Source organism: Acidipila sp. EB88 (assembly GCF_003858395.1).
In the GTDB taxonomy this organism is placed as follows: Bacteria; Acidobacteriota; Terriglobia; order Terriglobales; family Acidobacteriaceae; genus EB88.
Map to the genome: position 1 here is coordinate 969597 of NZ_QWEV01000005.1, position 12710 is coordinate 982306.

Here is a 12710-nt window from a genome sequence, read left to right on the forward strand (position 1 = left end):
GAGGACGGACAATCCGCCCCCGGCTCCGCGGGCAGCAGCGAGCAGCAGGGACCGGCTTGAGCCGAAAGGGGCGCGGCCGCCAGACGCCTCGTGACAGACACGGGCGAAGCTGCGACGGCGCGAGTTTATTCACAGGATTTACACTCAGGCAACGTTAGCCGCTGCCTGAGGAATCCTGTTGAGCCCACTCTATGCTGCCGTTCTTGCGGTGATCCTTGTTGTGCTTCTGTCCGTTTCCCTTTCCCGCGTGCGCAAGACGCATACCCGGCAGGACTACCTGGTGGCAGGGCGCTCGCTGCCTGCCATTGTGCTGGTGTTTACGCTCTTGTCGAGCTGGATCGGGTCGGGCTCGCTGCTGGGCGGCGCGGAGAACGCGTACAACCATGGCCTCGTGGCATTGTGGCAGCCGGCGGGCGGCTGGGCGGGGCTGCTGCTGATCTACTTCATTGCGCCGCGGGCACGGCGGTTTGCACAGTACACGATCCCCGACCTGCTGGAGGCGCGGTACAGCCAAGCGGCGCGCGTGCTGGGGGTGATCGCGATCCTGTTCGCGTACACGGCGATCACGTCGTACCAGTTCATCGGCGGCGGCGACATCCTGAGCCTGATCTTTCCGCAGCAGATCTCGCCAGACCAGGGCAAGTACATCATCGCGGCATTTGTGATCTGCTTCACGGCGCTGGCCGGGATGAGCTCGGTCGCGTACATGGACCTGTTTATCGGATTGCTGGCCACGGGCGCGCTGCTGGTGGCGATGCCGGTGCTGCTGCACTCGGCGGGCGGCTGGGCGGGGTTCCGCGCAAGCCTGCCGGCTTCGCACTTTACGCCGCTGGGCGATTACACGCCGTTGCGGGCAGCGGAGATCTTCCTGCCGACGTGCCTGCTGATGCTGGGCAACCAGTCGATGTATCAGAAGTTCTTCTCGGCGAAATCGGCCAGGGATGCGCGGCGCGCGGTGGTGGGCTGGGTGATCGGCACGATCATTCTGGAGACCGTGATCGTGCTGATTGCGATGCTGGGCCATGCGCTGGCGTTGCGGCACCAGGCGACGCCGAAGCCGCGCGAGATTATCGCGTTTACGGCGCTGCACTCGATGCCGGCGGGCTGGGGCAACCTGCTAGGCGCGCTGCTGATGGGCGCGGTGTTTGCCAAGGTGATCTCGACGGCGAACAACTACCTGTTCTCGCCGGCGACCAACCTGGTGAACGACATCTATGTGCGGTACATCACGCGCAACCCGTCGAACCGGCGGGTGCTGATCGTGTCGCGATTGATGGTGGTGCTGCTGGGGGTGTGGTCGCTGTACCAGGCACTGCACACGGGCTCGGTGCTGAAGGCAACGCTGTACGCGTACACAATCTACTCGGCGACACTGACGCCGGTGGTGCTGGCGGCGTTTTACTCGAAGCGCGTGAATGCGCACGGCGCGGTGTCGGCGATTGCAGCGGGCACGGTGATCACGGTGTTCTGGGATACGGCGTTTGTGCACGCGCACCTGCCGGCGGTGCTGGCGGACCGCGATGCGATCTTTCCAGCGCTCGTGGTGGCGCTGCTGTGCCTGGGGGTAGTGAGCGCGGTGACGGGACCGCCGGACGCGGCGAAGCTGGCGCGGTTCGAGGCGAGCACGGCGCAGGAGTAGGGCGTGGCCGATGCTCGAGCCGGGCAGAGCTGGCCGAGAGTGCGCGCCATTGCCCCTGTCGAGCGGTGTGCATGCTGACCGGTTGCCGCAGGGCCGGGCAGGGTCTGGTAGGCTGGGGTCGCTTTTCGAAATGAAGCTTGATTGAGGTCAGCCAAATGCGTGTGCGTGCTCTGGTGCTTGCGGGTGCTGTGATGGTCGGTGGTGGTGTGCAGATGCGGGCGCAGATGAGCGGGCCGCCGCCGTCGCCCCCGGTCGGTACCAGGGAAGACCCTGCGAAAGCCATCGATGGATTGCTGTCGATGCTGGAGTTCCAGGTGGTGGGTGCGGCGAAGGCGATGCCGGCGGACAAGTACAGCTTTGCCCCGACGCAGGGCATCTTTGCCGCGAGCCAGACGACGCAGTTTGCCACGGTGCGCACGTTTGCAGCGCAGGTGACGCACCTGGCTGAGGCGAACTACTTCTTCTTCGAATGGAGCGGGATCAAACCGGATGCGGACGTGAAGGCAATCGGCTCGATCACGACCAAGGACGAAGCGGTTGCCGCACTCGAGGCGTCATTTGTGTACGCGCACAAGGCGATCGCCACGATCACGCCGGGGAACGCGCTTGTTGCGATCAAGCCGGTTGACGGGTTCAGCACGCGGGCGACGATTGCCGCGTTTGCCGCGGCGCATGGCAACGACCACTACGGCCAGATGGTGGAGTACCTGCGCATGAACGGCATTGTGCCGCCGGCAAGCGCGAAGTAGGCACTTAGTTGCGGGGCGCTGTGTGTCGCAGGCGAGAGGATGGCGCGAGATTGCGCCGCTTGCCGAGGAAGCGTGCCTGCTTTTGCACTTCGCTGCGGGCGCATCCTGGAGCGCTCCCGAGTGCGGATGGGGATGCGCGGCGGGCTGGATGGATCGGCGCCCGCACGCCGCTTTGCCTGCTGCAGCAAGCGCCTGGCGCCGATCGCCGTACTTGCGCTGTGTTTCGAGATACGAAGCAAGCGAAGGGGGGCGACGTGCGAGGCGGCCGGGCGCGAGAGTACGTCGCCGGTGCGCGGTGTTCACCCGAGTCGGCGTGACCGCGTTGGACAGGACAGCGCATGCAGTTGGAGACAGTGGTGGATGAGTCGGTGGTCGCGAGGCCGAAGCCACACTTCGTGGTGCTGGATGGCCTGCGCGGGGTAGCGGCGCTCGGGGTGGTGATCTTTCACTTCGCCGAGATGGTGATCGGCAATTACAGCGTGCTGTGGATCGGCCACGGCTTTCTTGCGGTGGACTTCTTCTTTTGCCTGTCGGGCTTCGTGCTGGGCTATGCGTACGATGACCGGATTGCAACGATGGGGCTGGGCCGCTTTCTCAAGGCGCGGCTGGTGCGACTGCACCCCATGGTGCTGCTCGGGGCGGTGCTAGGCCTCGTTGCGTTCCTGGCCAATCCGTTCGGCATGCCGCCGGGCTATGGAGCTGGCAGGGTGGCGCTGCTGTTTGCGGCGTCGGTGCTGTTGATCCCCTACGGCGGGATGCCGGAGCGTGGTCGCAACCTGTTCGGACTGAACGCACCGGCGTGGACACTGTTCTGGGAGTACGTGGCGAACCTGGTGTTTGCCCTGGTGCTGTACCGGGCAAGGCGAGCGACGCTTGCGGTGCTCACGGTGGCAGCGGCGGTGCTGCTGTGCTGGGTCGGCCATCGTTCTGGCAATCTTGCAGGCGGCTGGAGCTCGCGGAACTTCTGGGATGGCGGGGCCCGCGTGGCGTACTCGTTCATGGCGGGCCTGCTGGTGTACCGCATGGGCTGGCGGGTGCGTACGCCGCTCGGGTTTGGCGGGCTGAGCGTGCTGCTTGCACTGGCGCTGGTGATGCCGTGGGCCAAGGGAGCGTGGGTGCGTGAGGCCGCGGTGATCGTGGTGTATTTTCCGCTGCTGATTGCGCTGGGTGCGGGTGCGGTGATCTCGCCACGCGTGGAGCGAGTGTGCCGGTGGAGCGGCGCGGTGTCGTACCCGCTGTACATGTCGCACTACGCCGTGATGTGGATGTGGGGTGACTTTGCGGAGAAGCACCGGCTGGCGGATGGGGGGTTGTGGTCGCCGATCGCGCTGGGCGTGCTGTGCATGCTTGTGTTTGGCTGGGCGGTGCTGAAGCTGTACGACGAGCCTGTGCGTGCGTGGCTGCACAGGGAGTTGTGAAGATCGCCGTGCCGCGCCGTGCCAGCCTCGCACTCAGGCTGTATGTGCGCCCTTGCTTTTATCCGCACCGGCGAACCCTGCGCGGAGTTGAGGTCATCTCATGAAGCATGGCGACAACATCGGCAACACAGAGCATCAATGCGGCGGAGAGTGGGACGTTCGCGCTGGGTGGGGACCTTGCGGTCAACCGGCTTGGGTATGGCGCAATGCGGATCACAGGCGAGGGGATCTGGGGCGAGCCGAAGGACGGGGCTGAGGCGAAGCGTGTGCTTCAGCGTGCGATCGAGATCGGCATCAACTTTATCGACACGGCAGATGCGTACGGGCCGGAGGTTTCGGAGCGCCTGATTGCCGAAGCGCTGCACCCGTATGCGAAAGACGTGGTGATCGCAACCAAGGGTGGACTGACCCGGAGCGGCCCGGGGGCATGGGCGCCGGTGGGTCGGCCCGAGTACCTGCAGCAGTGCGTGGAGCTGAGCCTGCGCCGGCTCAAGGTGGAGCGGATCGACCTGTGGCAGCTGCACCGCATCGATGAAAAGGTGCCGGTGGAGCAGTCGCTGGAACCGATCGTGAAGCTGCAGAAGGAAGGCAAGATCCGGCATATCGGTCTCTCCGAGGTGAAGCCTAAGGAGATTGAGCAGGTGCTGAAGTTCGTCAAGGTTGTGAGCGTGCAGAACCAGTACAACATCGGCGATCGCCAGCACGAGGACACGCTGGAGTTCTGCGAGAAGCACAACATCGCGTTTATTCCGTGGTATCCGGTGGCGTCCGGCAAGCTGGCTAAGGAAGGCGGTCCGCTGGACAAGGCTGCCAAGCGGCATGATGCGTCGGTCTCGCAACTGGCGCTGGCGTGGCTGCTGCATCGCTCGCCGGTAATTTTGCCAATCCCGGGGACCTCGTCGGTGAAGCACCTGGATGAGAACACGGCAGCCGCCTCGCTGAAGCTTGCGCCCGAGGAGTGGAGCGAGATCGAGGCCGAGGTGAAGCAGGCGTAAGCAAAGGCAAGACCGCCTACGCGGCTGGCGGCCACTTCGTGGCAGGTACTCGTTCAAGGCGAATGCTTGTGCGGCATACGTGCCACGAAGTGGCCGCTGGCTGCGCAGCGGTTTTGGGGCTGAATTGGCCGGTATAGTGGAGAGGGAGAGCGGCGACGCTCTCCCTTTTTGCTGCCCGGGTTTGGGGATAGGTATATGCCAGTGGCCGTGCTTACCCTGCAGCTTCGCATAAACCATGCGCGGTCGCTCAAGGATCGACGCCAGGTGGTGCGCAGCCTGAAAGACCGGTTGCGGCAGGGCTTTAATATCTCGGTTGCGGAGCTGGATGAGGCCGTGACGTGGCAGAGCGCGGTGATTGGCGTGGCTGCGATCTCAGGTTCGCGGGATTACCTGCGCGGGCTGATGGAACAGGTGGAAGCAGCGGCATTACGAATTTCCGTGGGAGCCGGCGCGGAGATCACGGATAGCTGGTGTGAGTTTGTAGACTAGGAAGCAGGGGGATGCGACCATGCCGGAACAGCGCGCGCGCAAGTACCACCAGGACCGCATCGCGGAAACCATTCGGGAAGAGATTGACGCCATGATCCTGGGCGACCTGTCGGATCCGCGGATCAGTTCGGCGCATGTGACACAGGTGTTGCTGAACCCCGGCGGCAAGTCGGCGGAGATCTACCTGCAGGTGGATGGCGGCCCGGCAGCCGAGGTGGCGACGATCGAGGGGCTGATGGCGGCGCGTGGATGGATTCGCGCGGAGCTGAAGTACCGGATGGGCAAGCGCCAGGTGCCGGATGTGGCGTTCCATGCGGACCGCTCGGAGCGAATGGTGGGGCGTATCGACGAGTTGCTGACGCGCACACGCAAGCGCAACAAGTACCCACAGGCGGAACCCGCCGCTGCGCAGCCCGAGGAAAGCCTCGCGCCAGCCAAGACCGTACAGGAATAACGCAGGCTGTAAGGCGACGGGGCCGCAGCACAAAGCCCCTGGTCGATTGCGCGGCATACCAGCGATGCGGGCGAAAGCCACGTGGAGCGGCCGTGGCCGGAGCATACGAAGATTTTGACGGGCATACTTTGACGGACACAGCGAACCAGGGCAGAGATACGGGCGGAGAGCCAGGCAGGGTGCGCGAGACGCGAAGCATGGAACGCCCCGTGTCATGGGTGCAGCGGTTCTGGTCGCCCACAACGGCGCTGGAGCTGGCGGCGCTGGTGGGTTTGACGTGCGTGCTGTTTTTTTACGGACTGGTGCCGCTGTTTGGGGGCGCCGGGCTGGGGCTGGTGGGCGCGGACGAACCGCGCTACGCGCAGGTGGCGCGCGAGATGCTGGCACGCCATGACTATGTCACCCCGGTGCTGTACGGCAAGCCATGGCTGGAAAAGCCGGCGCTGTACTACTGGCGGGCGATGTTCGCGTTCAAGGAGTTCGGTGTCTCGGACTGGTCGGCGCGGCTGCCGTCGGGAACGTTTGCGTTCACGCTGATCGTGCTGATTTACCTGCACATGAAGCGCTTTCGGCCGGGCGGACACCTGGATGCGGCGCTGCTGACGGCGTCATGCGCGGGGATCCTGAGCTTTGCGCGCGGGGCTTCGACCGACATGCAGCTGGCGGCGCCGTTCGGAATCGGCATGCTGGGCTGGTATGCGTGGTACGAGACGGATTCGAAGTTCTGGCTGTTTGACCTGTACTTCTTTATCGGCGCGGCGACGCTGGCCAAGGGGCCGGTTGCGCCGTTCCTGGCGCTGCTGATCATCGTGGCGTTTGCGGCCCTGCGGCGGGAGTGGACGGTGCTGCGGCGCACCTTCTGGTGGCCGGGTGCGGTGTTGTACCTGCTGATGGTGCTGCCGTGGTTTATCGCGGTGCAGCGCCGGAATCCGAATTTCCTGCGGGTGTTCTTCCTGGAGCACAACCTGGAGCGGTTTGCGACGAACCGGTTCGAGCATGAGCAGTCGATCGGCTACTACCTGCCGGTGGTGCTCTTGTCGCTGATGCCGTGGGCGGTGCTGGCGGTAGCGGCCCTGGTTTCGGCGATCCGGGCGAGCGTGGCAGAATGGCGGGCGCGGCGGGCCAAGGGTCACTATCGCGGCTACCAGCGGGCGGGCGACGCGTTTCCGGAGTTCCTGGTGATCTGGGCGATCCTGCCGATCCTGTTTTTCTCGACGTCGGACTCGAAGCTGCCGGGATACATCCTGCCGTCGATCCCGCCGCTGACAATCCTGACGGGCGATTACCTGAACCGGCAGCGAAGCAAGGGTCTGTCGCCGTGGCTGCTGGGCGGCCATGCGCTGCTGGCGGGGCTGCTGACGACGTTTATCCTGCTGGCGCCCGCGTACCTGATGGCGGGTGGGTTCGAGATGCCGGGCAGGGTGGTGCTGGCGGCAGGTATGGCCGGGTTTGGCTCGGCCCTGCTGATCCTGATCACGGTGGGCCGGTTTGGGCTGCAACGGCTGCGCACTGCGACCATGGTGCCGCTGCTGGTGCTGCTGCTGTTTATTTTCGGGATCGGGCCGGTCTTTGGGGTGCCAGCGCTAGCAGCGAGCAAGCGTACGATCCACCTGCTAGATGCGACATATTCGCCGAGGCTGCTGGCGGCCGAGCTGAAGCAGCTGCCGCCGGCGGCGGGGCCAGTTGCCGTGTTCCAGGTGCGACGGGACGTGGAGTACGGGCTTTCGTTTTACCGGAACCAGCGCGTGCTGAACTATGACCGCAGCGGTGTTCCGGAGGAGCGGCACATCCTGATATCGCGAGAGCCTTTTGTGCGAGAGCTGCCCATGCGCCTTGGAAACCGACACTACGAGGTGCTGTTTACGCTCCCGGAGCAGGGTTTAATTGTGTATGCGGTGGATGCACGTACGCCCTAGCCAAGAGCGGACCGCCATGGAGCTGTGGTCAGGAGTATGCTTCAGCAATTAGTGTCCGAATGAGCTGCAAGATAGCTTCGATCGAGGCAGGAGTACCCGTTGACCGCGCCACCTCAGCTCCAAAGCATTCCGATCAGGGTTCCACTGGAGATTCTGGACCTGCGCCACTTCTCGGCGCAGAGTCTTCGCCCGGTGCTGGATGCGGAGACCGCGGTCTGGGCGCATCGCCTGGACTGGGACTATCGCGCCTCGTGCAATCTCCTGTTGCAGTACCTGGACGCGCGCGTGCTGCCGGGGTTTGTAGCGGTCGAGGATGGCCGCGTGGTGGGCTACGCGTTCTGCGTGTACGAGGATCGCAAGGCCGTGATCGGCGACGTGTTTGCTCTGGCGGACAGCAAGCGCGGCTACACGCAGGCCGAGATTGAAGAGACACTGCTGCGGCACCTGCTGTCGCTGTTGCAGAACTCACCGGGCGTGGAGCGGATTGAGGCGCAGCTGCTGCTGCACCCGCATGACACGCATGCCGCGCTGTTCCAGGCAGATGGGTTCATGGTGTGCCGACGCACCTTTATGGAACTGCAGCTGGGCGAGCGGGAGTGGCGGCCAGGACCGGTGCCGACGAAGGCCACCCCAGCGGACGCACTGGCTGCGCGCGGGCTGTTGATGCGGCCCTGGCAGGAGGCTGACTTTCAGCTGGCGGGTTCGCTGATCGCGAATGCGTACGAGGGACACCTGGACAGCCGGATCAATGACCAGTACCGGTCGGTGGCGGGGTCGTTGAAGTTCCTGCACAACATCATTCGCTTCCCTGGATGCGGTGTGTTCGATGCGCTGGCCTCGCACGTGCTGCAGTATCGCGAGACGGGGGCGCTGGCCGGACTGGTGCTGTGCTCGCGCGTGCACAAGGATGTGGAGCACGTGACGCAACTGTGTGTTGCGGCGAGCGCACGCGGGGAAGGCCTGGGAACGCTGCTGCTGGAGCGCGCGGCGGCGGGGCTGGCGGCGCGCGGCTTCAGGAAGCTGTCGTTGACGGTCACCACGGGCAATGAGCGGGCGGCCGCGCTGTATCGCCGTGTGGGCTTTCGCGAGCATCACTCGTTTGACGCCATGGTCTGGACCAACATGGCGGGCCCCGACGAGTCCACGACCGAGCGGCTGAACCAGAAGCCGGGCGTGGTGCCGGGGCGACCGCGCATCGTGCGAAGCAACAAGCCTGCCTAGTTGCGGTACCCAAGCGCGAAACACCTATCACGGCAGGCAAAGCAAAGCGGCCGGGGATTGCTCCCCGGCCGCTTTGCTTTGCTCTGCAGAAAGACCCTGCGCGTGATGGCTAGTGCTTGATCAGGAACATGAGCCAACTGACCACGATGACCACGCCAACGAAGGCGACCCAGCAGGCGACGCCGTAGCGCAGCATGGCGCGGGTGGTGGCGCGCTGGGTGATGCCGAAGACGATGGAGGCCGAGGTGGCGAACAGCAGCACCGCGGTGAAGTGGGACGGGGCGAAGCTCATCGTGCGACTCCGGAGAGCTTGCGGCCGATGCGCAGGTTGTGGGCGTCGACGGCAGCGATGACATTGAGCAGCGAGGCGACCACGAGGAACTTGGTGCCGTAGTCGGCGGTGGTGACCTGCACGACATTGCGACCGAGGCCGCCGGCGTAACCGGTGAGATAGAACAGGCCAGAGCCGAGGTCGCCGACGAAGCCGAGCAGGCTGAGGGCATCGCCACCATCGGGCAGGTACAGGTGACCGTTCATGGCGATGCCGAGCCACCACATGGAGGAGACGGCGAGGAACAGCAGCGCAGCGCGGCCCCAGTGGCGTGTCAGGAGGTGACCCGCGCCCGGCAGAAGCCAGCCCAGAAGCAGTGCCAGGGAGACAGGGGCGCCAGAACGTGCGGGTAAATCAGGCATTCCCTCGACTATAAATCACGCGTTCTGTTCCGAGCGGTCGGAGCGGCGTCGCGCGGGGAATTTGAGTTGCCGCCGGCCAGCACGGCCCACAGGGTCCAACTGCCGGTAAGGGCGAGCCACAGCGGAAACGGGTATGCGGCGATGCGCTCGATGGTGCCGGTGCCGAGTACGGCGGCGGTCTGTTCGTTGCTGTAGGCGATCAGCACATCGCCGAAAAGGGCGATCGAAGCAGCGATGGAGCCGGCGACCGGTTGGAAGCGCAACCAGGTGGCATCGGGGCGCGCATGCCGGGGAGAGCCCGCGCGGCGGCGGTGGGCGATGGCGATGAGCAGCATGGCCAGGGCACCCAGAAGGAAATGCATGCGTGCGCCGAGCACGTGGAAGTTGGCATTGGCGTCTTCTGGAAAGAGGCCGACCAGCAGGACGCCCACGGCGGAGAGCAGCAGGAAGACGCGGGCAGTTGCTCCGGCCCAGGTGGGAAAGAACCGGCCCGACAGCAGCAGCGTGCCGGCGGCGATCAGCACGGCCTGCAGCACGAAGGAGCTGTTCATGAGCGCGTGCCAGTGCGAGCAACCGTGGAGGCAGGTGAGCGCGCCGAGGTCGCTGATGAACTTGTCGCGATAGCTGTAGTGACCCTGGAAGCCGAGGGTAGCAACGGCCTCGGCCAGGAAGAACTGTGCGCAGGCGGCCCAGCTTGCGGCGCCCCAGAGATCGCGGAGATCACGGGAGGAGCGATGCGCCATCAGATCCGCACCAGCTCCTGCTGGATGCGCCCGGTGACGCGGGCCTCGGTCGCAGAGGTGATCATGTTGATCTCGGAGCGGACGCCGAAGGTGTCGAGGTAGACGCCGGGCTCGACGGAGAAGCAGGTATTGGGGAGGATGCGGCGGACGTCGTGGGTTTCGAAGTTGTCGAGGTGGGCGCCGGCGCCGTGGATCTCGCGGGCAATGTTGTGGCCGGTGCGATGGGTGAAGGCGGGGCCGAAGCCAGCGGCGGTGATGACCGCGCGGGCGGCGGCATCGGGCTCCCAGCCGGCGACGGGCTCACCCGCTGCGAAGCGCTGCCGGACGAGCGCGATGGCGGCGTCGCGGGCGTCGCGCACGGTGCGGAAGACGGTTTGCTCGCGCTCAGAGGGTTCGCGGCCGATGACGCCGGTCCAGGTGACGTCGTAGAAGACGGTGAAGTCAGAGGGGGATGGCGGCGCGGGACGGCCCCAGATGTCGACCAGCAGGAAATCGCCGTTGTGGATGGGGCGGGCGGCGCCGGGTTTCGGGTCGTAGTGGGAGTCGGCGGCGTTGTGGTTGACGGAGACGTTGGGGCGGTTGTCGTACTGGAGGCCTTCGCGCTCGAGAGCGGCGACCAGCCAGCTTTGCATGGAGTACTCGGTAATGGGGCGGGCGGCATCGAGCTCGGCTCGGAGCCAGTGCCAGGCGGCGGGCAGGATGGTGTCGATCGCACGCTGCGCGATGTAGTGGCTTTCGATCTGCGCGGCGGAGAGCACGGCTTCGAACTGGCTGATGAGGTCGGCGGAACTGCGGATCTCCTTGCCGAAGGAGCGTACGAGCTCGACGGTGCCGGCGTCGACCAGCGAGATGTACATGATGGCGTTGCGCGGGGAGTACTGCATGGCGATGCGGGTGCAGGCGGAGAGGAGCTGCTCGAGTTCGTACTCGAGCTCCTGCCAGGAGGAGTACACCGCGCGCGCGCCGGGGAGGGCGTCGAGGCGGCCGGACTCGATGCGGTGGACGAGCTTTTTGGGGTCGCCGTGCGCGGGGATGACGTAGTACCAGCGGCGGGTGACATGCACCGCAGGCGGGAGGCCGAGCACGCTGTAGGCGAGGGGGTCGCGGCCGTGGTGGTCGTAGAAAAGCCAGGCGTCCAAGCCGTTGGCACGGAGGGCTGATTGGATTGCTGCGAGATCAAGCGCTGCCATGGGGCGATTGTAGACGGACGAGGCGGAAGGTTGGGTTCGCGCTGTGAGGGGGATCGCGGATCCTTCGCTGCGCTCAGGATGACATGGCTTGTGGGTGGGTGGTGGTTGGGGTTGGTCTGGGTGAGACATCGCGGGCGGGCTGGCATGGCAGGTGGGCGCGGACTTGCGCGCGTTGGATTGCAGATTTGTTTGGGCGGCGAGCTCATACTGCTGTGGGGATGCACTAAGCTCCTCAAAGCGGCGACAGCGGAATGGCAGCGCCGAGCGGGGGCATGTTGCGCGATACAGCAGGAGCGAACACCTTGACCTGGTACCACTTTAAGTCGGCCGACGATGCGGAACTTGATGCACTTGCGAGCAAACTGCACCTGCACCCGTTGCATATGGAAGATGCGCGCTCGGCGGGCGAGCGCGTCAAGGTCGAGGGGTCGAGCACGTATGTGTTTGCGCTGCTGAAGACGCTGACGCTGGTGCAGGGCGCGGAAGACCCGGTGCTGGAAACGATCTGCATCTTTGCCAGCCATGCGGAAGAGGCCGGAGAGAAGCCCGGGCAGGCTGATCCGTTTTTTATCGTGATTGCCGACACGGACAAGGTGCAGGTGGCGGCGGCGCTGCGGCGCGCGCAGGAAGAGTGTTCGTCGGCTCCGCCGCCGCGGCTGCTGTACCTGATTTTCGATTCGATCGTGGACTCGTACTTCCCTGCTATCGACGCGCTGGATGACGAGATCGATGCGCTGGAGGACCGGGTGATTTCGCCGGCGCCGGATTTGCTGAGCGAGATCTTCGCGGTGAAGCGGCAGCTGGTGGACATTCGGCGGCTGCTGGTGAGCACGCGCGATGCGAGCATGCACCTGCAGCGCGATGGCGGTTTGCCGCTGGACAGCCCGCACCAGCTGTACCTGCGCGACCTGTACGACCACATTTCGCGCCTGCTCGACACGGTGGAAACACAGCGCGACCTTCTGAACAATGCGCTCGATATTTACCTGTCGAGCATCGCGAACCGCACCAACGAGGTGGTCAAGGTGCTGACGGTGCTGTCGACAATCGCGCTGCCGGCGCTGGTGGTGACCGGGGTCTACGGCATGAATATCAAAGGGCTGCCGTTTGTGGATTCAAAGTACGCGGTGGAGTGGGTGGCGACGTTGACCCTCTCGCTAACGGGCGGCTTGCTGGTGCTGATGCGGTGGCTGGGATAGGCGC

Annotated in this window: 13 protein-coding genes; 9 read left to right on the forward strand and 4 right to left on the reverse strand. The window is 65.2% G+C overall.

What is annotated here, in order from left to right:
- The first annotated feature begins 178 nt into the window (after window positions 1-178).
- From D1Y84_RS04900 to D1Y84_RS04935, 8 genes are all read left to right on the forward strand, one after another.
- A complete protein-coding gene (locus D1Y84_RS04900) occupies window positions 179-1639 on the forward strand; it encodes a sodium:solute symporter (protein WP_124847527.1) in 1461 nt (486 codons plus the stop codon).
- A 155-nt stretch (window positions 1640-1794) separates the two neighbouring features.
- Window positions 1795-2388 carry a DinB family protein gene (locus D1Y84_RS04905; protein WP_124847528.1) on the forward strand — a complete coding sequence of 198 codons (594 nt, stop codon included), beginning with the start codon at window positions 1795-1797 and terminating at the stop codon, window positions 2386-2388.
- A 338-nt stretch (window positions 2389-2726) separates the two neighbouring features.
- The gene (locus D1Y84_RS04910; protein ID WP_124847529.1) at window positions 2727-3806 is read left to right on the forward strand and encodes an acyltransferase; all 1080 of its coding nucleotides are present in this window, start codon (window positions 2727-2729) and stop codon (window positions 3804-3806) included.
- A gap of 107 nt (window positions 3807-3913) precedes the next feature.
- Window positions 3914-4801: an aldo/keto reductase gene (locus D1Y84_RS04915; RefSeq protein ID WP_124847530.1), complete on the forward strand. Its 888-nt coding sequence runs from the start codon at window positions 3914-3916 to the stop codon at window positions 4799-4801.
- Window positions 4802-4996: 195 nt separating this feature from the next.
- Window positions 4997-5290 (forward strand): DUF503 domain-containing protein, encoded by a 294-nt coding sequence (locus tag D1Y84_RS04920; RefSeq protein WP_124847531.1) that lies wholly within the window; start codon window positions 4997-4999, stop codon window positions 5288-5290.
- A 19-nt stretch (window positions 5291-5309) separates the two neighbouring features.
- Window positions 5310-5744 (forward strand): 30S ribosome-binding factor RbfA, encoded by a 435-nt coding sequence (rbfA, locus tag D1Y84_RS04925; protein ID WP_124847532.1) that lies wholly within the window; start codon window positions 5310-5312, stop codon window positions 5742-5744.
- 92 nt (window positions 5745-5836) lie between these two features.
- Entirely contained in the window at window positions 5837-7660 is a 1824-nt protein-coding gene (locus D1Y84_RS04930) for a glycosyltransferase family 39 protein (RefSeq protein WP_233581144.1), read from the forward strand.
- A gap of 99 nt (window positions 7661-7759) precedes the next feature.
- Window positions 7760-8881 carry a GNAT family N-acetyltransferase gene (locus tag D1Y84_RS04935; protein ID WP_233581145.1) on the forward strand — a complete coding sequence of 374 codons (1122 nt, stop codon included), beginning with the start codon at window positions 7760-7762 and terminating at the stop codon, window positions 8879-8881.
- 109 nt (window positions 8882-8990) lie between these two features.
- Here the strand turns inward: D1Y84_RS04935 and D1Y84_RS04940 are convergent, their stop codons facing one another.
- From D1Y84_RS04940 to D1Y84_RS04955, 4 genes are read right to left on the reverse strand one after another with little or no spacing between them, the layout of a single operon-like run.
- Window positions 8991-9173 (reverse strand): hypothetical protein, encoded by a 183-nt coding sequence (locus D1Y84_RS04940; protein ID WP_124847533.1) that lies wholly within the window; start codon window positions 9171-9173, stop codon window positions 8991-8993.
- Window positions 9170-9574, reverse strand: coding sequence for a DUF6677 family protein (locus D1Y84_RS04945; RefSeq protein WP_124847534.1), 405 nt, complete (start codon window positions 9572-9574; stop codon window positions 9170-9172). Before D1Y84_RS04945 ends, D1Y84_RS04940 begins: the two co-directional genes overlap by 4 nt.
- Before the next feature lie 8 nt (window positions 9575-9582).
- Window positions 9583-10317, reverse strand: a complete 735-nt coding sequence (locus tag D1Y84_RS04950; RefSeq protein WP_124847535.1) for a DUF998 domain-containing protein — start codon at window positions 10315-10317, stop codon at window positions 9583-9585.
- On the reverse strand, window positions 10317-11507 hold the full coding sequence (locus D1Y84_RS04955; protein ID WP_124847536.1) for a Xaa-Pro peptidase family protein: 1191 nt from the start codon (window positions 11505-11507) through the stop codon (window positions 10317-10319). The genes D1Y84_RS04950 and D1Y84_RS04955 overlap by 1 nt, the downstream gene beginning before the upstream one ends.
- 302 nt (window positions 11508-11809) lie before the next feature.
- Here D1Y84_RS04955 and D1Y84_RS04960 point away from each other — a divergent pair, with 302 nt between their 5' ends.
- On the forward strand, window positions 11810-12706 hold the full coding sequence (locus D1Y84_RS04960) for a magnesium transporter CorA family protein (RefSeq protein WP_233581146.1): 897 nt from the start codon (window positions 11810-11812) through the stop codon (window positions 12704-12706).
- Window positions 12707-12710: the final 4 nt, after the last annotated feature.